Annotated in this window: 22 protein-coding genes and 2 tRNA genes; 14 read left to right on the plus strand and 10 right to left on the minus strand. The window is 43.1% G+C overall.

Going from position 1 to position 23,268, the window contains the following annotated elements; all coding sequences use genetic code 11:
• Window positions 1-34: 34 nt before the first annotated feature.
• Window positions 35-1,810, minus strand: coding sequence for a sodium:solute symporter family protein (locus I5349_RS05695; protein ID WP_226389780.1), 1,776 nt, complete (start codon window positions 1,808-1,810; stop codon window positions 35-37).
• A 59-nt stretch (window positions 1,811-1,869) separates the two neighbouring features.
• Here I5349_RS05695 and I5349_RS05700 point away from each other — a divergent pair, with 59 nt between their 5' ends.
• Entirely contained in the window at window positions 1,870-2,778 is a 909-nt protein-coding gene (locus tag I5349_RS05700; RefSeq protein ID WP_226389781.1) for a sugar phosphate nucleotidyltransferase, read from the plus strand.
• Between the two features lie 46 nt (window positions 2,779-2,824).
• On the opposite strand, the gene I5349_RS05705 is transcribed toward I5349_RS05700, so the two are convergent.
• Entirely contained in the window at window positions 2,825-3,745 is a 921-nt protein-coding gene (locus I5349_RS05705; protein WP_226389782.1) for a M20/M25/M40 family metallo-hydrolase, read from the minus strand.
• 153 nt (window positions 3,746-3,898) lie between these two features.
• On the opposite strand from I5349_RS05705, the gene I5349_RS05710 reads away from it, so the two are divergent.
• A complete protein-coding gene (locus I5349_RS05710; RefSeq protein ID WP_226389783.1) occupies window positions 3,899-4,879 on the plus strand; it encodes a hypothetical protein in 981 nt (326 codons plus the stop codon).
• Window positions 4,880-4,881: 2 nt separating this feature from the next.
• Here the strand turns inward: I5349_RS05710 and I5349_RS05715 are convergent, their stop codons facing one another.
• Window positions 4,882-5,349, minus strand: coding sequence for a pyrophosphohydrolase domain-containing protein (locus I5349_RS05715; protein WP_226389784.1), 468 nt, complete (start codon window positions 5,347-5,349; stop codon window positions 4,882-4,884).
• A 185-nt stretch (window positions 5,350-5,534) separates the two neighbouring features.
• Here I5349_RS05715 and I5349_RS05720 point away from each other — a divergent pair, with 185 nt between their 5' ends.
• Window positions 5,535-5,891 carry a hypothetical protein gene (locus I5349_RS05720; protein WP_226389785.1) on the plus strand — a complete coding sequence of 119 codons (357 nt, stop codon included), beginning with the start codon at window positions 5,535-5,537 and terminating at the stop codon, window positions 5,889-5,891.
• Window positions 5,892-5,961: 70 nt separating this feature from the next.
• Here I5349_RS05720 and I5349_RS05725 read toward each other — a convergent pair whose 3' ends face one another.
• The 7 genes from I5349_RS05725 to I5349_RS05755 all read right to left on the minus strand — a co-directional run bounded on the left by I5349_RS05725 (window position 5,962) and on the right by I5349_RS05755 (window position 14,308).
• Window positions 5,962-7,488: a GH3 auxin-responsive promoter family protein gene (locus I5349_RS05725; RefSeq protein WP_226389786.1), complete on the minus strand. Its 1,527-nt coding sequence runs from the start codon at window positions 7,486-7,488 to the stop codon at window positions 5,962-5,964.
• Window positions 7,489-7,493: 5 nt separating this feature from the next.
• Window positions 7,494-8,225, minus strand: coding sequence for an LPS export ABC transporter ATP-binding protein (gene lptB, locus I5349_RS05730; RefSeq protein ID WP_226389787.1), 732 nt, complete (start codon window positions 8,223-8,225; stop codon window positions 7,494-7,496).
• Window positions 8,226-8,296: 71 nt separating this feature from the next.
• Window positions 8,297-9,997, minus strand: a complete 1,701-nt coding sequence (gene recJ, locus I5349_RS05735; protein ID WP_226389788.1) for a single-stranded-DNA-specific exonuclease RecJ — start codon at window positions 9,995-9,997, stop codon at window positions 8,297-8,299.
• Between the two features lie 48 nt (window positions 9,998-10,045).
• A complete protein-coding gene (locus I5349_RS05740) occupies window positions 10,046-11,323 on the minus strand; it encodes a DNA recombination protein RmuC (protein ID WP_226389789.1) in 1,278 nt (425 codons plus the stop codon).
• Between the two features lie 84 nt (window positions 11,324-11,407).
• Complete coding sequence (locus tag I5349_RS05745; RefSeq protein ID WP_226389790.1) at window positions 11,408-12,064, minus strand: Ezrin/radixin/moesin family protein; 657 nt, start codon at window positions 12,062-12,064, stop codon at window positions 11,408-11,410.
• 167 nt (window positions 12,065-12,231) lie between these two features.
• The gene (gene fumC, locus I5349_RS05750; protein ID WP_226389791.1) at window positions 12,232-13,632 is read right to left on the minus strand and encodes a class II fumarate hydratase; all 1,401 of its coding nucleotides are present in this window, start codon (window positions 13,630-13,632) and stop codon (window positions 12,232-12,234) included.
• 145 nt (window positions 13,633-13,777) lie between these two features.
• A complete protein-coding gene (locus I5349_RS05755; RefSeq protein WP_226389792.1) occupies window positions 13,778-14,308 on the minus strand; it encodes an RNA methyltransferase in 531 nt (176 codons plus the stop codon).
• A 106-nt stretch (window positions 14,309-14,414) separates the two neighbouring features.
• Here I5349_RS05755 and mutS point away from each other — a divergent pair, with 106 nt between their 5' ends.
• The 11 genes from mutS to yjjX all read left to right on the plus strand — a co-directional run bounded on the left by mutS (window position 14,415) and on the right by yjjX (window position 23,265).
• Window positions 14,415-17,024 carry a DNA mismatch repair protein MutS gene (mutS, locus tag I5349_RS05760; protein WP_226389793.1) on the plus strand — a complete coding sequence of 870 codons (2,610 nt, stop codon included), beginning with the start codon at window positions 14,415-14,417 and terminating at the stop codon, window positions 17,022-17,024.
• 128 nt (window positions 17,025-17,152) lie between these two features.
• Window positions 17,153-17,953 (plus strand): LuxR C-terminal-related transcriptional regulator, encoded by an 801-nt coding sequence (locus I5349_RS05765; RefSeq protein WP_226389794.1) that lies wholly within the window; start codon window positions 17,153-17,155, stop codon window positions 17,951-17,953.
• A gap of 22 nt (window positions 17,954-17,975) precedes the next feature.
• A complete protein-coding gene (locus I5349_RS05770) occupies window positions 17,976-18,773 on the plus strand; it encodes a LuxR C-terminal-related transcriptional regulator (protein ID WP_226389795.1) in 798 nt (265 codons plus the stop codon).
• Window positions 18,774-18,785: 12 nt separating this feature from the next.
• On the plus strand, window positions 18,786-19,577 hold the full coding sequence (locus I5349_RS05775) for a LuxR C-terminal-related transcriptional regulator (RefSeq protein ID WP_226389796.1): 792 nt from the start codon (window positions 18,786-18,788) through the stop codon (window positions 19,575-19,577).
• Between the two features lie 126 nt (window positions 19,578-19,703).
• A tRNA-Gly gene (locus I5349_RS05780) sits at window positions 19,704-19,779 on the plus strand.
• A gap of 80 nt (window positions 19,780-19,859) precedes the next feature.
• A tRNA-Leu gene (locus I5349_RS05785) sits at window positions 19,860-19,943 on the plus strand.
• Between the two features lie 42 nt (window positions 19,944-19,985).
• The gene (locus tag I5349_RS05790) at window positions 19,986-20,222 is read left to right on the plus strand and encodes a GIY-YIG nuclease family protein (protein WP_226389797.1); all 237 of its coding nucleotides are present in this window, start codon (window positions 19,986-19,988) and stop codon (window positions 20,220-20,222) included.
• 530 nt (window positions 20,223-20,752) lie between these two features.
• Window positions 20,753-21,097, plus strand: coding sequence for a hypothetical protein (locus I5349_RS05795; protein WP_226389798.1), 345 nt, complete (start codon window positions 20,753-20,755; stop codon window positions 21,095-21,097).
• A gap of 60 nt (window positions 21,098-21,157) precedes the next feature.
• Window positions 21,158-21,502: a hypothetical protein gene (locus I5349_RS05800; RefSeq protein ID WP_226389799.1), complete on the plus strand. Its 345-nt coding sequence runs from the start codon at window positions 21,158-21,160 to the stop codon at window positions 21,500-21,502.
• 437 nt (window positions 21,503-21,939) lie between these two features.
• On the plus strand, window positions 21,940-22,647 hold the full coding sequence (locus I5349_RS05805; protein WP_226389800.1) for a YebC/PmpR family DNA-binding transcriptional regulator: 708 nt from the start codon (window positions 21,940-21,942) through the stop codon (window positions 22,645-22,647).
• Between the two features lie 48 nt (window positions 22,648-22,695).
• Window positions 22,696-23,265 (plus strand): inosine/xanthosine triphosphatase, encoded by a 570-nt coding sequence (yjjX, locus tag I5349_RS05810; RefSeq protein ID WP_226389801.1) that lies wholly within the window; start codon window positions 22,696-22,698, stop codon window positions 23,263-23,265.
• The last annotated feature ends 3 nt before the right edge of the window (window positions 23,266-23,268 follow it).

Below are 23,268 nucleotides of genomic sequence, written 5' to 3' on the forward strand. Positions count from 1 at the left end.
TCAAAAGAGCGACTGAATTTCAGTCGCTCTTTTTTTATAAGAACTTTATTTTTTTCCAGTTTTTGAGCAAATAAGCAGCCCCTAATAATGCCACGATAGTGGAGGGAATTGCTGCTGAGAGATTGCCATAGATCCAATATCCAGTGGCAAAGAGCGCTCCATAGACCATGAAGCAAGCTACAAACATCATCCCTATCTCAAATCCAAGCTGACTCTTTGAGGCTACAAGGCTTTTATCCTTGTCGATGACTTTTTGCCAACCCCATGCAGCAGGTTTTACTTTTTGATAAAAGCTAGCCAATACCTCTTGACGCTCAGGCTGTGTAAGTAGAGTGACGATCAGCCATGCGGCAGTGGTAATACCCACACTTAAGACAAGTGTAACATGGTCTGGGATGGCTTCAAAGCCAAATACTTGTCGGTGAAGAAGTTCAAAATAGATAGCCAGTAAAAAGGATACTACCATACCTGTAATCTCCGTGTAGGCATTGATCCTCCACCAAAACCAGCGCATAATAAAAACTAGACCAGTACCAGCACCGATTTTGAGCAGCAGGTTAAATGACTGTAACTGGTTTTCTAAAAGCAATGCAATCACGGCAGAAACGGCCATCATGATGACGGTAGATAACCTTCCAACTAGGACCAGCTCTTTATCAGAAGCACTCGGCTTGACAAAGCGCTGATAAAAGTCATTCACTACATAAGAAGAGCCCCAATTAAGGTGAGTAGATATCGTAGACATATAGGCTGCCACTAGTGATGCTATGACTAATCCCAATAGGCCTGTTGGTAAAAATGTCAACATAGCGGGATAAGCCAAATCATCATTCACTTTATCAGCAGGTAAGTTTGGATAGGCAGCTTGAAGAGATTCTATATTGGGAAAAAGCACCAAAGAAGCCAATGCGATAATAATCCATGGCCAAGGTCTCAAAGCATAATGCGCAATGTTAAAGAACAGGGTAGCTCCTAGTGCATTTTTTTCATTTTTGGCAGAAAGCATACGCTGAGCAATATATCCACCCCCACCTGGCTCTGCTCCTGGATACCATACTGACCACCACTGTACTGCGAGTGGTATGACTAGAAGCGGTATCAGCGTCTTGCTGTCGCTAAAATCTGGTAAAAGAGAAAGCTTGGCACTGACTGCTGGCTGAGCGACTAAAGCTGATAAGCTACCGATCTCAGGCATGTCTAAAACATACCAAGCGGCACCTATAGAGCCTGCCATTGCAATAAAGAACTGAAAGAAGTCTGTGAGTAAAACTCCCCTCAAGCCACCCAATGAACTATAGATGACAGTGACGGAGGAAGCGATGACAACCGTTTCTACAGGGCTGAGATTGAGCATGACCGCCCCGATCTTAATAGCCGCAAGAGAGACTGTTGCCATAATCATGATATTAAAAAAGACACCAAGGTAGATCGCTCGGAATCCTCTTAAAAAAGCAGCTGACTTGCCACCATAGCGGATTTCATAAAACTCTAGATCTGTGGCTACACCCGATCTCCGCCATAGCCGTGCATAGACAAACACAGTAAGCATACCGGTCAAAAGGAAAGCCCACCAAGCCCAGTTACCAGAGACACCATTTTTTCGCACGATATCTGCTACTAGTGTGGGCGTGTCGGCAGAAAAGGTAGTCGCTACCATGGAGATACCTAGCAGCCACCAAGGCATATTTCTCCCAGATAGGAAAAATTCTTTGGTGTTTTTACCAGCAGATCGGGCAGCATAGAGACCGATGCCCATAGAAACTAAGAAAAAAGCAGCGATGATCAGCCAATCAATCCTATCTAAAATCATATATTTGAAGGAGAAGTTTAAGCGCAACTATATTACTAAATTAATAGACAATTAACAGTATGAGTCAACAGAAACCAACACTTTTAGTCCTAGCCGCAGGGATGGGCAGTAGATATGGAGGCAATAAGCAGATAGATGGCTTCGGACCCAATGGAGAGACGATCGTAGAGTATTCTATTTTTGATGCGATTAGGGCTAGGTTTGGTAAGGTTGTCTTTATCGTCAGAGAAGAGATTTTAGACTTGGTCAAAGATAAGTTCGTCCCAAAGATAGAGGGAAAAATAGCTTATGACTTTGTGATCCAATCACTCCAAAGTCATGTGCCAGCAGCTTATCAAAATCCAGATAGGGTGAAGCCTTATGGTACTGCTCATGCAGTACTTTGTGCTAAGGATGCTATAAATGAACCTTTTGCAGTGATCAATGCAGATGATTTTTATGGCCAAGAGGCTTTTCAGATTTTGAGTAAGTTTTTGACCGAAAATAAGGATGCTAATAGACATGCGATGGTGGGCTATGCACTCAAAAATGTGCTTTCTGAAAACGGAACAGTTTCAAGAGGCATTTGTGATACGGACGCTGAAGGATTCTTAGCAGGCATGACAGAGCGAACCTCTATCGCTAGAGTTGGTGATAAAATCATCAGCAAGGAGAATGATGGAGAGTTGGTGCTTTCACCAGAAGTAGCTACTTCGATGAATTGTTGGGGATTCAAGTCATCCTTTTTTGATGCGGCCACAGCTCTCTGGGAAGACTTCTTGAAAGATAATCACACCAATATCAAATCTGAATTTTACATTCCAACGGTCGCTAATCATTTAATCAATTCTGGAAAATCAAAGATTGAGATTTTGAAAGGTGGGACTACTTGGTTTGGAGTGACCTATACAGAAGACAAACCTGAAGTCATCAGTTCTCTTAAAAAACTACATGATCAAGGTACTTATCCTAAAACGCTTTGGTCATAAAAAAAGGCTTCCTCATAATGAAGAAGCCTTTTTGTTTAATTGATGATTAAGGGGTTACTTTTTTCTTGTAATGCTGATCAAACTCAATGATACAGGCTAAAATCGCTTCTGCAGCACTGATAAAGAAGGCAGGCTTGATCTTGTCTACTGTATCGGTTGGTTTGTGGTAGTCTGGGTGGTCTTCTACACCAAAGTAGATGAAGGGAACTCCCTCTGCGAAAAAGGGGCCATGGTCTGAAGAATAAGACCAGTCGTTTGAACCGGTTCCTGGCTCATCATGACCCGTTTTCAGATTAATTTTGCTGACTGTGGCTGCGACTTTATCGATATGTGGCTTTAGCTCAGGAAAGTGGTATGTCCCTACAGCATAAAGTTCTTCTTTTTCACTTCTGCTCACCATGTCCATGTTGAGATTGAGCACTACCCGATCAAAGGCCACAGGAAAATCTGCTATCAAAGCTCTAGCGCCCTGCAGTCCCATCTCCTCTGCATCTAGTGCTGCGAAAACCAAGGTATGTTTAGGTTTTTTGTCTTTAAAGTACTCTGCAAAAGCCATTAGTGCAGCTGTACCTGAGGCATTGTCATCAGCACCATTGTAGATCTGTCCATCTCGTTCGCCTAAATGATCATAGTGGGCAGTTATCACGATCACTTCTTCACTTTCTCCTGGGATGAAGCCTACTATGTTGACGCAGCTATCCATCTTGGCACGTCTATTCTCGAAGTTGAAATATTGCTTATAGCCCTGATACTGTGTGAGCAAGCCTAACTTTTCAAATCGCTGGGCGATGTAGTCCTGAGCCATTTTGTTGCCTTCCGTACCAGGCTTTCTTCCTTTGAGCTCATCACTAGCGAGATAGTGGAGGTCTTTGACTAATTGATCCCCATCAATGCTACCTTGCTGTGCCCATGCAGAGATAGAAAGTAAACTGAAAATTAAGACTTGTAAAATGAGGTTTTTTCTCATGATCTTGATTGATTAGATTTGTTTGAGGTGAAGAGATTAGCGCTCAGCTTTCTTGCTTATCTAAAAAATGTTCGCCAGCTTTCACCGTTGTTTGTTTAGCAATTTAAGGTAAAAATGCATAAATCTTTCCTGACGAATCTTTTTATTCTAATAATGAGTGCTTCATCACTGATGGGGCAGTCTTACTTTCAAAGTCAACAAGTGCCCAGTACGGTGAGGAGTAGCAAGACGGCTGTGCTGATCTCTAGTAGTGGGGATAAATGGCAACAAATCGCAGCAGAGATTCATCCATATTTCAGAGAAGCTGGAATAGATGCTGTGGCCTACTATGATTTTGAATCAGTAGTGGTCTCAGAGCAGACTCGTAACAGCTATTCGGAGGCATTTAAGCAGAGACAGCTAGACAATATCGCTATTGTAACGGTGACCGAAAGTCCTAAAGGAGCCTATTTGCAGTTGGGGACTTTCACTTATAATAATACGATTTTAAATCCACAATCGGGACTGACGCTATCAAGCAGTAATGTAGAAGAACTAGGGGCGCTTTTACGAAACACCTTAGACAATACAAGCATCGCTAAAGAAAATCATTTGATCTTAGAAGTGCCAGAATTCTTTTCTGCAGAGACCAAAGTACAGGCAAATGCCATCTATAAGAACTACCCGTCTAATTTGCCAAGTTTTAAATTATCGGTAGAGCGGACCGCAGAAGTCAATGCAGCCAATGTGAGCCTAGCAAGCTTAAGTTACCGCTTGATGGGCAAAGATGCTCAAGCGATCAGCGCAGATCTAGAAAGAGAAAGTAGCTACCTATCCAATATCATGGATCGCTACCCTTATAACTTTGCCTATGTTCCTGCTGGGCTCACTTATGCTAATTTACGTGCTCAGGGCTTTCAGTTTGCTTTGGTCAAGGTCGAAGGTAAAGAATCTGATCTGATGAAACTCTTCAATATTCCAGCTGCTCAACGAAAAACCAAAGATGATGCCCTCGTGACCAAGTACTACGTCTACTCGCTCAATCAAAATGAGATATTCATAGGGCCAGTTTGGGATGTATCAGAGCAATGGTACGAAGCATTAGAAAATTTCCTCAAACCACTGCTCAGACAGCCAGCACCAGTAGAAGAGTAATATCAACTATTGACTATACTTGCCAAGTCCGCAGGCGAGTAGGCCACAGACTTGAGCGTTTTGTTGTCAGCCTTTCTAAAGACCAAGTACAAGTCCCCTTCTTGTTTGAAGTAGGCCTCTTCACCTTTGGCTTGATAGTGGGCTATAGTCGCTTCTGCTTCTGCTTGACTTTTACATGCTTTGCTCATATTGGAGCGCTGCACTTCGTCAAAGATCGCTTTGAATTTATCGGCAAGTCCAAACTCCAAAATCGCTCCAGAGAGTACATACTGTAAATCTGCTAGCGCATCAGCGACTTCTACGATATCCTTGTTTTCGATTCCCTCCTGAAGTTCTTTCAACTCTTCTGCCAGTAACGAAACACGCAGCTTGGCTCTTTGCTCAGCAGGGATTTGGGGAGTGGGTAAAATGGGATGTTTAAAAGTGCGGTGAAAATCAGCGACTGATTTTAGGCATTTAGGGTCTTCCATAGAGTGTATATTTAGAGATGCAGTCTAGTACATATTTATCAAAATTGAAAATGCTAAATAAATGATTCTCTACTTAAACACTTGTTTGATAAAGCCGTTCTAGAGAAGTGATTTCAAAAAAATTTTATATCTTAGATATCATTTTTAACTATTCGATTATTCACTGATTTTAAAACAAAAATTACATGAAAAAGCACCTAATAGTATGCGCAGTAATGATTGGTTCTGTTTTTACATCATCTAGCTTACAAGCAGCTACTGGAGATGGAGATCCTAAGGAAACCTCGAGCCTAGCCAGTGTAGTGGAGCGTATGGAAGAGATCAGGTCTATGGATATATCTATCCTTACTAAAGAGGAGAAAAAAGCACTCAAAGCAGAACTGAAGGCAATGCATAAAGAGGTGAAGAATAACTTCACAACTGCTGAGAATAAGGCAGAAATGAAAGAGATGAAAAAAGAACTAAAGGAAATGTCTAATGGTGTATATCTATCTACAGGAGCTATCATCATTATCCTTTTGATATTGATCCTGATTTTATAATTGATTAGATACCGAGAAGCATTAATCATCAAAAAGCCTCAGCAAATCACTTGCTGAGGCTTTTGTTTTTTTATGAGATCATCTTGAGTAGTTCATCGATATATTCTCGGGTATTGCTTAGCCTAGGGACTTTATTTTGTCCGCCTAGCTTACCACGACTACGCATCCATTCATTGAAGGTGTTTTCCTGAACACTGTGAATGATGGGCTTGACTAGAGCCAAATCTTTGTAACGCTTAGCATCATAGTCTGAGTTGATTGAGCGAAGGTGTGTATCCAAGTGATCAGTGAAAGTTTCGAGACTCTCAGGTTTTTTGATAAACTCGATGATCCACTCGTGCCCTCCTTTTGATTTGCTTTCTGCCCCTTCAAAATACACAGGAGCAGCCGTGAAATTACTCATGATAGCTCCAGTTTGTTCACAGGCGTAGGCGATAGCTTTTTCGGCATTTTCTACGATCACTTCTTCTCCAAAGGCATTGATAAAATGCTTCGTACGTCCTGAAATCTTAAACCTATAAGGTGTCTTAGAGGTGAATTTGATCGTATCTCCTATCATATAGCGCCATAGACCAGCATTGGTACTGATGACTACTGCATAGTTTTTGCCAATTTCGATTTCCTCTAGCGGAATCGCCTTAGGGTGCGTATCATCCAATGCTTCCATGGAGATAAACTCATAGAAGATCCCGTAGTCTAGCATCAAGAGCATCTCTCCTGAATTAGCCTGATCCTGTATGCCGAAGAAGCCTTCTGAGGCATTGTAAGTTTCTAGGTAATTCATGCCTTTCTTAGGGATTAACTCTTTGAAAAGCTGTCTATAAGGTCCGAAAGCTACTGCCCCGTGAATGAAAAGCTCTAAGTTAGGCCATACTTCTAGGATGTTTTTGGCACCCTTAAGCTCTACGATACGCTGGATCAAAACGATAGTCCAAGTAGGCACGCCAGCGATATTGGTGACATTTTCCTCAGAAGTCACTTTGGCCATTTTCTCTATTTTGGCTTCCCACTCATCCATGAGCGCGATCTCTAGGCTAGGTGTTCGAACAAACTGCACCCACAGGGGGAGGTTTTTCATGATCACGGCAGAAACATCTCCATAAAAGGAGTTGGCATTAACATCAAACTGATTGATCTGATGACTGCCCCCTATCGCAAGGCTTTTTCCCGTGAAGAGTTTCGTCTCAGGATTATTATTGCAGTAGATAGAGAGGAGATCTTTACCCCCTTTGAAGTGGCAGTCCTCTATGGCTTCTGGTGATACAGGGATGAACTTACTGCGTGCATTAGTAGTACCGGATGATTTGGCAAACCACTTAGTCTCGGTAGGCCAGAGGATGTTTTGCTCACCCTTCATGAGGCGATCTATATAGGGAAAAAGGTCTTCATAAGAAGAGATAGGCACACGCTCTTGAAAGTCGCGATAAGTTTTGATGTCTTTGAAAGCATACTTTCTACCAAACTCAGTGTCTTGAGCAGTAGATAGTAGCTTTCTGTGGAGCTCTTGTTGTACGTCTGAAGGATACTTCATGAAAAGCTCGATCTGATGGATGCGCTTTTTCATGATCCAGGTCATGAGAGAGTTGAGAATTTCCATGAATCTTAGATTTTTCGCTTCAGTTCAAAATGCTTTCCTAGATAAACTCTTCGGACTTGTTCATCACTGGCGAGTTCTTCAGCTGTACCCGCTTTGAGGAGTTTTCCTTCAAACATCAGGTAAGCACGATCTGTGATGGAGAGTGTTTCATTGACATTGTGGTCAGTGATGAGGATACCGATATTTTTTTCCTTGAGCTTGGCTACTATAGTTTGGATTTCCTCTACAGCTATCGGGTCAACCCCAGCAAAAGGCTCATCGAGCAGCACAAACTTAGGATCTACCGCCAGTGCTCTCGCAATCTCAGTACGCCTACGCTCACCACCTGAGAGCACGCCACCCTTATTTTTGCGCACATGCTTGAGACTAAACTCTTCTAGGAGTCCTTCCATTTTCGCTTTTTGCTCAGCCTTGCTCAATTTAGTCAGCTCTAGTACCGCCATGATATTTTCTTCCACAGTCAGGTTTCTAAATACAGAAGCTTCTTGAGCGAGATAGCCCACACCAAGCTTAGCTCTACGATACATAGGAAGAGACGTGATGTCTTCTTGGTCAAGATATATGTGTCCAGTATTTGGCTTGATCAGGCCTACGATCATGTAAAACGAAGTTGTCTTTCCGGCTCCGTTGGGGCCAAGAAGCCCTACGATTTCACCTTGTGCTACTTCTACTGAGATGTGATTGACGACCGTTCGGCCCTTGTATATCTTGACTAAGTTATCTGCCCTTAATATCATGTCTTAAAAATAAGGTTTTCTGATGCAATCTCTAGCCTTAAGTGTAAATAGAATGTAAGTGCGGCAAGAGATCATTCAAACTTGATATCTTTAACGCGCAATTGAATAGAAACTTTGTCCCGAAACCAATTTTCTTCAATATAAAAAGCCATTTGAAAGCGCATGCCACTAGCGATCATCTCATAATATGGGGCAAACTGAAATGCGATACAGTCTATCGCATTTCCTTGATGGTCTTGTCTGACAGTGAATTTTAAGTGCTGCTCTTTTAAGAGACGGACATTTTCAGCATAGAGATCTTGTGCATAGAAAAGTGGCATAGTGTTTTCAGGGCCAAAAGGCTGCATTTGCTCGATGATCTTGTACATCTTACTGTGGATTTGGTCTAAGCGCACCTTTTGATCTATGCTGATCTTTGGTGTGAGCATGTCTTCCGTGATGCGCTCAGAGACTACCGCTTCAAATTTCTCTCTAAAAGCAGGAATGTTTTCTAAAGGCATGGTTAGTCCTGCAGCATATTTATGTCCACCAAACTGATCTAGCAAGTCCGCACAAGCTTCTATCGCTTCATACACGTCAAAGCCATCTACTGATCGCGCTGAACCTGTCGCTTTTTCATTTGAGGCAGTCAAAATGATCGTGGGCTTGTAGTATTTCTCTATGCAGCGAGAAGCCACTATGCCGATGAGTCCTTTATGCCAGTCTTCTTTGAATAGGACGGTGCTTTTAGCTTGAACCGCAGCTTCATCTTGTTCGATGAGTTCGAGCGCATCTTTTGTGATACTTTGGTCAAAAACTCGCCTCTCCTCGTTACTTTTATTGATAGAGGCAGCCAGCGTGTCTGCTTCTGCTCTCGTATCGGCTAGCAAAAGTTCTACCGCAAAGTGTGCATGTTTGATACGGCCTGAGGCATTGATCCTAGGACCGATGGTAAAGACAATGCTATTGATATCTATAGACTTTCTATAATCGCTCAAGTCAATGAGCGCTTTGAGTCCAGGTCTTGGCTGATTGTTTAATTTGGTTAGGCCAAAGTGCGCTAAGACACGATTCTCCCCAGTGATCGGGACGATATCCGAAGCGATGCTCACTGCCAAAAGGTCCAGATAGTCTAAGGGAATACTTTCCTCCAACTGCAATTTCTTAACAATGGCCTGGATTAGCTTAAAGCCCACCCCACAGCCACTGAGTTCTTTGTAGGGATAGGAACAGTCTGTACGCTTAGGATCTAATACAGCGACTGCTTCGGGAAGTTGTTCTCCTGGTGTATGGTGATCACAGATGATAAAGTCTATGCCTTTAGACTTAGCAATGGTCACTTTTTCTACAGCTTTGATACCACAGTCTAAGCTGACGATAAGCTTGACACCTTGCTCCTCAGCAGTCTCTATGCCTCTGATAGATACACCATAGCCTTCCTTGTATCGATCAGGGATGTAATAGCAAACATTGTCATACTGGGACTTGAGGAAACTGTAGAACATGGCCACAGAGGTAGTACCATCTACATCATAGTCTCCATAGACCATGATTTTTTCACTTTTTTGCATGGCTTGCAGCACTCGATTGACAGCTGCCTCCATGTCTTGCATCAGAAATGGATCATGCAACTGATCTAGAGATGGCCTGAAAAATGCTTTGGCTTGATCAAAATCCTCAATGCCTCTATTAATCAAAAGGGCAGCAAGTATCGGACTGACATTGATTTCCTGAGCGAGCTGATCTACTTGTGCTGCTTCAGGTGATGACTTTATTTCCCAACGGTACTGCATAAATCTAAATTAATCAAAAAAAGGCATTTGAAGCATCAAAAAAGGACATTATTCAAATTTAGCGCTGTCCAAAGACTTCTTTGGGTTGACACCCAGCTCTTTAAGTTTTTCTGCACGATCGATGAGGTTACCCCTTCCTGTTTTTAGTTTATTTACTGCATCATCATAGCTTTTTTGACTTTGTTGGAGGCCTTTTCCTATCTTTTCTACATCTTCTACAAAGCCTACGAGCTTATCATAGAGTTTAGCGCCTTCATCAGCTATTTGTAGGGCGTTTCTTTGCTGCTTCTCATTCTTCCAGATAGAGGCGACCGTACGCAGTGTAGCCAGCAAAGTAGTAGGGCTAACAATGACAACCTTTCGCTCCCATGCGTAATTGAATAGATCATCCATGCCAGACTGAACAGCCACACTAAAGGCAGCTTCCATTGGTAAAAACAGCAGGACAAAGTCAGGCGTATTGAGTTTGCCCTGACTTTGATAGTACTTTTCAGAGAGGCCTTTTACATGGTCTTTGATAGATTTGACATGCAGGTTTAGCAATTTTTGCTTCTCAGTATCTGCATCTGAATTGACAAATCCTTCATAGGCTTTGAGCGATACCTTGGCATCGATGATCAGGTGCTTTTCATCAGGAAGTAAGATGATCACGTCTGGCTTCTGATGCTTCCCCTCGGCAGAGTAGAGAGACATGTCTTGACCTTGTGTGATGTATTCGGAGTTTTCGTGGAGGCCAGAGTTTTCTAAAATCCTTTCAAGCACCATCTCTCCCCAGTTACCTTGTGTCTTCTGATCTCCCTTGAGTGCAGAAGTCAAGTTCTTAGCATCTTCACTGATTTGGAGGTTGGCCGCAGCGAGTTTTTGGAGTTCCTCTCTGAGTAAGGCCGTTTTGAGAGAGTTGTCTTGGTGAGCGCTCTCTACTTTTTTCTCAAAGGAGGCAATTCTCTCTTTGAGTGGGTCAAGCAGTAGCCCAAGCTTCTCTTGGTTTTCTTGGCTGAGTTGTACTCGGCTATTGTTTAAGATGCGATTTGCGAGATTTTCAAACTGTTCGGTGAGTTGCTTATGGAGTTGTTCCAATTGTTGTTTTTGGGTGTTGAGCAGCGCTTGTTGGGCTTTTTCTCTCTCGCTAAGTGTTGCCAGTTGGCTTGTTTGATGACTGATCAGGAGTTCTCTTTTTTCAAGTGTAGCTTTGAGTTCTGAGAGGCTATTTTGCAGCCATTGGTTTTGCTCGGCTAGCTTTACTTGCTCTTTGTTTGCGGAGGATTTGAGGAGATATCCTAGTAGAAAACCAACGATGACTGCAATGATGAGATAGATTATTTCCATGCTAGAAACCCTTAATTTTTCAAATGAAGCAATAAAAAAGCAGTGTACTTGCGCACACTGCCAGTTTGTGTCTCAAAGATCACATTATTTTATTTCCTCTACAGGAGCTTCTGTGCCTTTACCCATTTTAGCATTTTCTTCTTTGAGTTGCTCTACTGTAGTGTCGAGCACTTGGTCTAGCGGTACACGCTGCCCATCTTTGAATGGCACTATCCAAGCATCTCCTACTCCTACTTTGCGGAGGTATTTTTTGAGTTCATTGGCATCGTTGTAGTTTCTGAAGTTACCTACGATATACTTTCTGATACCTTCGTCTTCTTCCCACTTGAGATCATCAGCACTACCGATATACTTCTCAAAGTTTACTTTCTTGAAAGCCCCAATCTGAACTCGGAAGGCTACACCTTTTTCCCAGTCTTCCTCTGGCACTTGCGCAGTAAGCTGCTGTCTGAGAGAGTTGAGACTTGCTTCAAGCGTACGGATTTCGTTTTGAAGGGCAGTGATACGACTATCCTTTTCACTGACACTGCTTCTGAGAGTGGATAGCTCGGCAGTCAGTGAGCTCGTCTCTGCTTGTAGCGTAGTGACTTGATCATTGAGCGCCTTGAAGTCCTCAGGGGTCATTTTTTTCTTTTTCTTCTTCCATTCTTTGCGCTCTTTTTTATCCATCTGCGCATGAGAAGTCTCTGCTACGAGTAGGCAGGCAAAAAGAATAGCGAGTCCTAAAATGTACTTTTTCATAGTTTTCAAATTTTCATTTCCATTAAATCTGCTCTAGCAATTCAAGGTTTTGTTTCAACTTTTGTCAAGAGACACGATTCTTTTTTAGAAAATAAATTAAAAAAGGAAGCATATCCGTACCAAAGTACAAAATATACTTCCTTCTGAAAACGAAATAAGACAAAATTTTATTTCAGGCTTCCAATCATGTCTTGTGGTTTTACCCACTCGTCAAACTGCTCTGAGGTCAATAGTCCCAACGCGATAGCTGCTTCTCTGAGAGATGTCCCCTCTTTATGTGCCTTTTTAGCAATAGCAGCGGCATTTTCATAGCCTATGTGCGGGTTCAAGGCTGTCACGAGCATGAGAGAATTCTCTAAGTGTCTCGCAATCATTGGGCTGTTAGGCTCTATACCTACTGCACAGTTTTTGTCAAATGAGTCACAAGCGTCTCCGAGCAACCTAGCTGAGTTGAGCAAGTTGAAGATCATCATTGGCTTGAAGACATTCAGTTCGAAGTGACCATTCATACCTCCTACAGAGACTGCTACATCGTTACCCATCACTTGTGCGCAGACCATGGTCATAGCCTCTACTTGGGTAGGGTTTACTTTGCCTGGCATGATAGAAGATCCTGGCTCATTTTCTGGAATAAGGATCTCTCCGATACCTGATCTAGGGCCAGAAGATAGCATACGGATATCATTGGCGATTTTCATCAAGCTTACTGCGATTTGCTTCAGCGCTCCGTGTGTCTCTACGATAGCATCATGGGCAGCGAGTGATTCAAACTTGTTGGGCGCGGTGACCATCGGCTGACCAGCATATTCTGCGATCTTTTTGGCTACGAGCTCTGAATAGCCCTTAGGTGTGTTAAGACCTGTACCTACTGCGGTACCTCCTAGCGCTAGCTCTGATAAGTGAGCTAGTGTATTTTTCAAGGCCTTGATCCCATGGTCTAGCTGTGCCACATAGCCAGAAAACTCTTGTCCTAAAGTAAGTGGTGTGGCATCCATAAAGTGTGTTCTACCGATTTTAACCACATCTTTGAAGGCCTTGGCTTTGGCATCAAGGGTATTTCTTAGTTTGAGGACATTCGGGATCGTATGCTCTACCACCATCTTGTATGCAGCGATGTGCATAGCAGTTGGGAAAGTATCATTAGATGACTGAGACTTGTTCACATCATCATTTGGGTGAATTTTCTTTTTCTCATCTTCCAAAGAACCACCTAACAATACGTGCGCCCTGTAAGCCACTACTTCATTGACGTTCATATTAGACTGCGTGCCCGAACCTGTTTGCCATACGACTAGTGGGAACTGATCGTCTAGCTTGCCTTCTAGGATCTCATCACATACTTTGGCGATGATATCTGCTTTGTCTTGTGCCAATACACCAAGCTCTGCATTGGTAATGGCAGCTGCTTTTTTGAGAATGGCAAATGCACGAATGATTTCGATAGGCATTTGGTTTTTGTCACCACCGATGGTGAAGTTGTTTCTAGAGCGCTCTGTCTGTGCACCCCAGTATTTATCTGCAGGAACCTGCACTGGACCCATCGTGTCCTTTTCTATTCTGTACTGCATGTGTGTTGGTTATGATTGATAAATATTCGCTCAAAATTTCTGATCGCTAAATTACATCCTCAAGTGTAGATTCCATAGAATCTGAGGATTAAATGTAGTAACATCAATAAGACGCAGTGAGGGAGATTTTGTTTTTAAAAGGATTTCATTGACTCAGTTTGGCTACCAAATCCCAAGAGACGATACCGATCGTGACAGCGATATTGAGAGAATGCTTCGTCCCAAACTGAGGGATTTCTATTACATAGTCACTGTTTTGGATGACCGCTTCTTCTACACCAAAGACCTCATTGCCAAAGACCAAAGCATACTTCTTGTTTTTCTCTGGGATAAATTTATCCAACATGATACTCTGATCGACTTGCTCGATACTACAGACCGTATAGCCTGCGGATTTGAGTTTTTGGATGGTTTCTAGTGTGCTTTCATGATGCTCCCAAGTGACAGTTTCGGTAGCTCCGAGAGCAGTCTTTTGGATATCTCTGTGTGGAGGAGTGCCCGTGATCCCGCAGAGGTATATTTTTTCTAAAAGAAAAGCATCTGCGGTTCGAAAAGCGGAGCCTACGTTATTGAGACTGCGGACATTGTTTAAGACGATCACTAAGGGATTTTTATCCGTTTCTCTGAATTCTTCGACCGAGAGCCTATTTAGCTCCTCCATACTCAATTTTTTCATTTGCTTTTTGCTTAGCTTTAGGACTTAGCGTAATTTCAAGTTTTAGAATCTATATCCACGCATATAGCTACAAAACTAAGCTAAATTTTCTCAAAAGAACTTCAAAATGGCCAAGACCAAGGCAGTAGATAGCAAAGAAACACCCCTCATGAAGCAATACAATGCAATCAAAGCCAAACACCCGGGGGCTTTGTTGCTGTTTCGTGTGGGAGATTTTTATGAGACCTTTGGAGAAGATGCCGTCAAGGCGAGTAAAGTACTTGATATCGTACTTACCAAGCGCGCCAATGGAGCTGCCTCACACATAGAGTTGGCGGGTTTTCCTCATCACTCGCTAGACAACTATCTGCCCAAGCTCGTACGTGCGGGCAATCGAGTGGCCATCTGTGATCAGTTAGAAGACCCCAAGTCTGTCAAAGGTATCGTCAAGCGTGGTGTCACCGAACTCGTCACTCCAGGACTGAGCTTCAATGATAATGTGTTGGACAAAAAGCGTAATAACTACTTGGCGTCTATCCACTATAGCAAAAATGAGCTGGGCATCGCTTTTCTAGACTTATCCACAGGAGAGTTTATGACTGCTCAGGGCAGTGCAAGCTATATAGAGAAGTTGGTACAGAGCTTTGCACCATCTGAGATCATCTACAGCAAAGCTTGTAAGGCCTATTTTCAAGATTTATTCAAAGACCGATACAATACCTATCACCTAGAGGACTGGGTATATGCTTATGATTATGCCCATCAGCGATTGATTGCGCATTTTGGCACCAATAGTCTCAAAGGTTTCGGTGTGGACAATATGCCCGAAGGCATCACAGCGGCTGGTGCGATCCTTTTTTACTTAGAAGAAACGGAGCACAAAGAGATTAAGCATATAGCATCTATCGCTAGGATAGCAGAAGAAAAATACGTGTGGCTAGATAAGTTTACGATTAGAAACTTAGAGCTTGTCTATCCGCAACAGGAAGGTGGTGTGCCACTCATAGACATCCTAGATCAGACAGTAACTCCAATGGGTTCGCGCATGCTCAAAAAATGGATGGTGCTTCCGCTCAAAGAAGAAGCTGCTATCCAAGAGCGCTTACTGATGGTAGAGGCACTGATCGCACAGTCTGAGTTACGGACACATGTGCTAGCACACCTCAAGCCGATTGGTGATCTGGAGAGACTGATCTCCAAAGTAGCAGTTGCGCGGATTAATCCTCGGGAGCTCAATCAGCTGAAACGAGCACTTAAAAACACACTGCCGATTAAGGAACAGCTTTTGGCAAGTGATAATGCTGCTCTGAGAAAGATAGCCGATCAGATGCATACCTGTGAGTTTTTGATCTCAGAGATAGAGAGAGTGCTCCAAGAAGATGCGCCTATGCTCGTGCACCAAGGCAATATCATCAAAGATGGCGTAGACCAAGAGCTTGATGAGCTGAGAGCTATCTCGACTTCAGGCAAAGACTACCTCGTGCAAGTCCAGCAGCGAGAGGTGCAGCGGACAGGCATTTCTACTTTGAAAATTGCGTATAACAAGGTCTTCGGTTACTACTTAGAAGTGACTAATGCACACAAAGACAAAGTGCCCAATGACTGGATCAGAAAGCAAACCCTCGTCAATGCCGAGCGATACATCACCCCAGAGCTCAAAGAGTACGAAGAGAAAATCCTTAATGCAGAGGACAAAATCTCTAGCATAGAGCTGCATTATTTCAATAAACTCGTCCTCGATGCTACGGAGTACGTGACGCAAATCCAGCTAAACGCCCGACTCATCGGTATGGTAGACTGCTTGCTGTCCTTTGCGGAAGTAGCAGTGCAAAATAAATATGTGAAGCCTCACATCTCTGATACAGATGCTCTAGAGATCAAGGATGGCAGACATCCTGTGATCGAGCGACAGCTACCCGTAGGAGAAGAATACGTACCCAATGATATCTACTTAGATGGGGATAGTCAGCAGATCATGGTCATCACAGGACCAAACATGGCGGGTAAATCTGCCTTGCTGAGACAAACAGCCCTGATCGTTTTGATGGCTCAAGTGGGTAGCTTTGTGCCAGCTTCCTATGCAAGGATCGGTATCATAGACAAAGTTTTCACCAGAGTAGGCGCATCGGATAATCTGTCCAAGGGCGAATCTACGTTTATGGTAGAGATGACAGAGACGGCTAGTATCCTTAACAACCTCTCTGACAGGTCACTGATCCTCATGGATGAGATCGGAAGAGGGACCTCTACCTATGATGGAATATCCATCGCTTGGTCGATCGTGGAGTATCTGCACAATCATCCCAAGTACAAAGCCAAAACACTCTTTGCTACCCACTATCATGAGCTCAATCAGTTGGCGAGTGATTTTCCTAAGATCAAAAACTTCAATGTGGCTGTCAAAGAAGTGGGTAACAAGGTCATCTTTATGAGAAAACTCAAGGCAGGAGGAAGTGAGCATAGCTTTGGTATCCACGTAGCGCAAATGGCGGGCATGCCCAACCCTGTGGTATTGAGAGCAGCTGAGATCATGCAGCATTTAGAAAAGGACAAAAACCTTCAAAAGAATCAAGAGAGAATGAAGGATATGCCTAAGCAGACTTATCAGCTCAATCTCTTTGAGATGGACCCTAAATTCAAGGCGGTGAAGGAGCTTTTGGATACACTAGACATCAACACCATGAGTCCAGTGGAGGCGCTGCTTAAGTTGAATGAGATAAAGAAGAAATTAGAATAATTTTACAAAAGTGATCTACTGCCAATAAAAAGGGATCTTTTTTGTAATGTAATTGCTTTAAAAATGGGTAGTTAGTAGATTTTACCCTATTAGTTACTTATCATTGTTTGAATTAGGGCTTAAGAATTATGAGTTTAGAGAAAGTAGATCTAGATCTTGCAGGAACCAACTATGTGGATTTCTACAATAAATGGAAGAATAGAGATTTTGCAGATATACCTGAAGAAGCGGAGATCATCAAAGAACTGAAGGAAGCTTGTAAACTATTGGAAAACAATGAGAACCTGATTATTGGTTGTTTTGATTTTCGCACTTTTGCCATCCCTTTTGTCACTGAAAACCTCAAAGATCTCATTGGCTATCCAGCATCTTACTTGAATAAGCATGGCATGGAAGCTACTCTTAATATGATGCATCCTGTGGATAGGGAGTTGTCTTATGAGTTTCAAGAAAAGCTGATCGAGACCTATGATACCTTGACTTTGGAAGAAAAGAAAAGTTTCGAGTATAGCTATACCCTCAGGTGGAGACATGCGGAGACAGGAGAGTACATTTGGTTTTTGGATAAAGTTCGCCCCTACATACTCGATGAAAAGGGCAATATCGTCTATGACCTCAACTTTGTGTCTAAAATGCCAGCCCCACCTAGCCCGGCACATTATCAGTGGGAGTTTTCTTACATAGATCAGACGGGCAAAAAGGTAGTGGTGACCAGTGTGGCGAAAGATTTTCCAGACGTCAAGCTTTCCAATAGAGAGTTGGAAATAGCCAATCTCTTGATCAAAGGCAAAACGTCTACAGAAGTGGCAGATGATCTGATGCTGAGTCTCAACACGGTACAGACGCATAGAAAAAACATCATGCAAAAAATAGGCGGTAAAAATGTCGCAGACTTGATTAAGTTTGCAGTAGATAAAGGCCTGATCTAGTTGTTGGGTGTAAATTTTCTGAATGAAGGAGATCAACAAATTACTTAAGAAGGAACAATACACCGCTTTTTTCAAAGATTGGAGTAAAAGAGACTTTACAGGCATCCCGGATGAGTCGCAGATATTCCAAGAACTTACGAGGGCTTGTGAGGTACTTGGTGGCAAAGACACGATCATCGTAGGGTCTTTTAACTACATCAAGTTTACCCTGCCATTTGTCACCGAAAACATCCAAGATATCACGGGTCATCCCCTAACTTTTTTCAAAAAATACGGGATGGAAGGTGCGCTTAGCCTCTATCATCCCAATGATCGCGAGGAGGTCTTTAAATTTCAAAAGCTCGTATTGGATACTTTTTATACATTGAGTATGACAGAGAAAAAGCGCTTTGAGTTTGGCTACATCGTCCGATGGATCGATGGAGACAAAAAAGGCTACAGCTGGTATTCTACTAAAGTAAAACCATACTATATCGACCAAAAGGGCAACTTGATCTATGATCTCAACTTTGTGATGAAGCTACACACTTCCCCGATGCCACCGGTATTTAGTTGGGAGTATAGCTATGTAAAAGATGATGGAGAAAAGGTCGCTGTCCAAGGCACGACCGTAGATGGCTTGCCTGCAGTGAAGTTTTCTGCACGAGAAAAGGAAGTGATTCAACTGCTTGCTTCTGGAAAGACCTCAGCCGAGATCGCTGAGGAGCTAGAAGTGAGCTTCAATACTGTGCACACCCATAGAAAAAACATCATGAAAAAAATCGATGCGAATAACTTGGCTGATGTGATCAAGTATGCAGTGCATCATGGATTACTCTAAAGTCTATGAGTCATGGGAGATAGCTTAAGCCAAGAACTAGACAAAGCCCTCTACGCCCCTATCTTTCACAAGTGGCAGCAGAGAAGCTTTCAAGAAGTACCTACACGAGAGGCTATTTTTAGCGATTTGGCGCAGTCTTGTCAGCACCTAGGTGGGCAGGCTACTGTAGTGATCGGCTGCTTTGACTACAGAGATTTTAGCATTCCCTTTATCACAGACAATGTCGCCACCGTGACAGGACATCCTGTGAGCTATTTTAGAGAGAAAGGCTTAGAAGGGACCTTAAGCTTATTTCATCCTGAGGATAGAGAGGAGGTCTTTAAGTTTCAAAAGATCGTCTTGGAGGTATTTGACAAGCTAAGTGATGCAGCGAAGAAAACCTTTGAGTTTAGCTATACCTATCGCTGGATAGATCCTGACGGTGAGCAGTACAGTTGGTACTCGACCAAGGTGAAGCCTTACTATGTGGATGCAGAGGGTAATATCGTCTATGATCTCAACTTTGTGATGAAGCTACATGTGGCGCCCTTTCCTCCAGTCTTTAGCTGGGAGTACAGCTATGTCAATGCGGCTTGTGAAAAAGTCAGTGTCTCGAGCATGGCAGAGAAGGACATACAGCTGAGCAAAAGAGAACTGGAGATCCTCGGGCTTTTGGCCTCTGGGCTGACCTCTGGAGAGATCGCGGACAAGCTCTACCTCAGCATCAATACCGTGCAGACCCACCGCAAGAAGATCATGCGCAAGCTCTCAGCCCACAGTATGGCAGACCTCATCAAGTTTGCAGTGCTAAAGGGCATCTTATAAAAGGCTGTGACTCAGGATTACAAAGGAAAAAGCGCGATATGATTAATTTTTTTAGGGATTGATGTTTGCAAATTTAGTTTTCTGCTTTACCTTTGCATCCACAATCAGCTAATGATTGACTCTCAAGCGAGAGTAGCTCAGTTGGTAGAGCACGACCTTGCCAAGGTCGGGGTCGCGGGTTCGAATCCCGTCTCTCGCTCCAAACCGCCCTTTTTGACAAAGGGCTTCTTTATTTTAGACAAAAGGTCTAAATTGAGTAGGTAAACGCTAGTGATAGCGGATGCCGGGATGGTGGAACTGGTAGACACGCAAGACTTAAAATCTTGTGACCATTAGGTCGTGCGGGTTCGATTCCCGCTCCTGGTACGAAGAGCCCCTTTTTAGGGGCTTTTTTCGTTATATTGGAGTATGTTTATTGTATATGCTATATCTAGTTCTACGAGAAAATACATTTATGTAGGTTTAACAGCTAACCTTGAGGATAGAGTCAGAAGGCATAACTCTGGATATGAAAAAACAACTAGACCATACTTACCTTTTAAATTGATTTATACTAAGGCTTTTCCTAATAGAAATGATGCTAGAGAACACGAGAAGTATTTGAAAACAACTTCAGGCAAAAGGCTTTTATATTCTTTGCTTTAATCTTGTGGCCATTAGGTCGTGCGGGCCTGTCTACTGCCAGGTAGATTCGATTCCCGCTCCTGGTACGAAGAGCCCCTTTTTAGGGGCTTTTTTTGTTTTTAAGGCCCAAAGGGCTGAAATATAAATAGCGCAGGGTGTAGCCCTGTGTTTTAAGAGGAATATTTCCTAATAAGCGCTGTAGGCGCGAAACAGAAAAATTAATTTTATTCAGTATATTCTACGACCAACTAATAGGATAAGTATAGTAGCATTTCTGCTATGAGATTCTTCCTATCGTCAGAATGACAAAAAGGGCACGATACTTTCAATGGGTACCTCAAAACCTTGAAGTGGATCATTTATAGCACGGGGTGTCAACCCCGTGAAAAAAAAATACACACCATCACCACCGACCCTGCCTGCCTTCTGCTACAGGGAGGAAGGCGGTCGAATATGGTATTAAAATTTCCTTAAAAATTTTGATCTTCCTATTTTAAACCCTTCAAATGACCTAAATTCCCTCAAAGAAATATCTTGGACCACATACTATTATGAAAGGATTAAAGATTAGCTATCAAGGAGAAGAGACCGTCTATGGTCAACTGTCTGATGACACAGTTGTCACCTTGATCATAGGCATTAGGCGAGGCGAAGACCAATATCGCATAGAGGGTGGAGTATTCGATCCTAAAGCTAATACACATTATGATTGGATCGAATCCCTAGCAGATGAGGGGTCTAAGATGTCTATAAAGTTTTTACATGATCTTGATGTCAATGATTATACTGAGCCGATTGCGAAAAGACAGGAGGATACAGAAGATACCGTCAATCAAAAGAAGGTTGCTTACTTCTATCAATTAGAAAAAGAACTAAAGCAAAAGGGCTTGCTTTAAAGCACTGATTAAAGCTGAATTCAGCCATCAAATACTCCCATTTTATCCATCAAATACTAAATGAAAGGATTAAAGATTAGCCATCAAGAGAAAGAAACGGTCTTTGGACAACTGTCTGATGACACGGTCGTCAACTTGATCATAAGCATTGGGCATCATGAAAATCACTTTCGCATAGATGGCCGCGCGGTTGATCCAAAGAATAATATGCGATACAGTTGGATCAAGTCCCTAGCAGAAGACCAATCTGAGATGTCCATCGAATTTGTAGATGATCTTGATATCGATGATTATCATGAGCCGATCGAGAAAAGACAGCGGGAGACAGAAGAGAAGGAAAATCAAAGGAAGGTAGCCTACTACTATGAGTTAAAAAAAGAACTAGAGGAGAAGGGCTTGATTTAAAGCACCAATTCGCTTCGAAATCATAACAGTCTCTGCCATATTTAAAGTGGTCGCCTCCTACTTCACTAATCCAAATCCCCATGTACTCATCCAAGAGCGTTCAAAACGATCTTTTCGGATAGCCTTGTTGCGGATAAAGGTGGTGGAGGAAAGAGAATGTTCAATTAGTATTTTTAAATGAAATATTTACCAAATCAACAGCGTTTCCCCCTCCTCTCTCCCTAGGGTTATCCCCTAGTCATCCTCTACTTATCCCCTAGTTATCCTTTAGTCATCTTCTAGTATAAGGTTAGTCGGTCCTATGTCTTTTAGGGGGTAAAGGGTAAGATTTAGCGGACTAATCCGCTCCCCACGATTCTCTTAGGATTTTGGGGGAGGTGTTTAGCCGTTTCACGAAGATTTCATTATTTTTACACACCAAAATGTAGCACATATCCATGGGAAGAGCATTTGAATTTAGAAAAGAGCGTAAGTTTAAGAGATGGAGTAAGATGTCCAAGATCTTCACCCGTCTCGGCAAAGAGATAGTCATGGCGGTCAAAGCAGGGGGTCCTGATCCTGCCACCAATGCCAAGCTCCGCACGGTCATGCAAAACGCCAAAGGTGCCAGCATGCCCAAGGACAGGATAGAAGCAGCCATCAAGCGCGCATCCAATAAGGAAGAAAAGGATTATGAAGAAGTAGTATATGAGGGCTATGCACCTCACGGCATCGCAGTGGTGGTAGAGACATCTACAGACAATACCACACGTACCGTAGCCAATATCCGTCACTACTTCTCCAAGGCAGGCGGTTCACTCGGTACTTCAGGCTCACTCAATTTCTTGTTTGAAAGAAAGGCCGTTTTCCGCTTCCCAGCAGAGGGTCAAGACATGGAAGAACTCGAGCTTGAGCTCATCGACTATGGCTTGGTAGACATCGATGAAAACGAAGGGGAGATCTTCGTTTACACGGAGTTTGAGGATTTTGGCAACATGCAAAAGGCCCTAGAAGAAAAAGGCATAGAAGTGACCAATGCCGAACTACAGCGCTTCCCGGTCTCTACCGTGGAGGTGACCGAAGAGCAAGAAGAAGAGATCAACAAAATGATCGAACGCATGGAAGAAGACGATGATGTCAATCAGGTCTTTCACAACATGGCATAAATACACACAAGGGCTTCGATGATCGAAGCCTTTTTTAATGAGCTCAAGATGAATTTTCCCCAAAGACAAAATATCCAAAGACAAGCGAATAGCCAACTGATCATCGTAGGGAGTAAAAATCCTGTGAAGATAGAGGCTGCTGAGCAGGCATTTACCCAGGCGATGCCTCAGGAGCGCTGGCTCGCACAGGGCCTAGACGTGCCCTCAGGCGTATCGGAGCAGCCGATGACAGATGCAGAGACCCTACAGGGCGCGATGACTCGCATGCAAAATGCACAGAAGCTATTTCCTGAAGCAGACTACTGGGTGGGCATAGAGGGCGGTATTGATCGACAAGGGTCAGAGATGCATGCCTTTGCTTGGATAGTGGTCAGCGATGGGCGGCAAGTGGGCAAGGCTCGGACAGGGACTTTTGTCCTACCACAAGCGATCACGGATTTGATCGATCAAGGGGTAGAGCTGGGAGAGGCAGATGACCGTGTTTTCAATAGGGAAAACTCCAAGCAGGGGAGTGGGGCTGTGGGAATCCTCACACAGGGAATGATCGACAGGAAGGCCTACTATACACATGCGGCTATTTTAGCTTTGGTGCCATTCTTGCACGACAGCTTGTATTAGCCT

This window comes from Penaeicola halotolerans (assembly GCF_016464625.1).
In the GTDB taxonomy this organism is placed as follows: Bacteria; Bacteroidota; Bacteroidia; order Cytophagales; family Cyclobacteriaceae; genus Penaeicola; species Penaeicola halotolerans.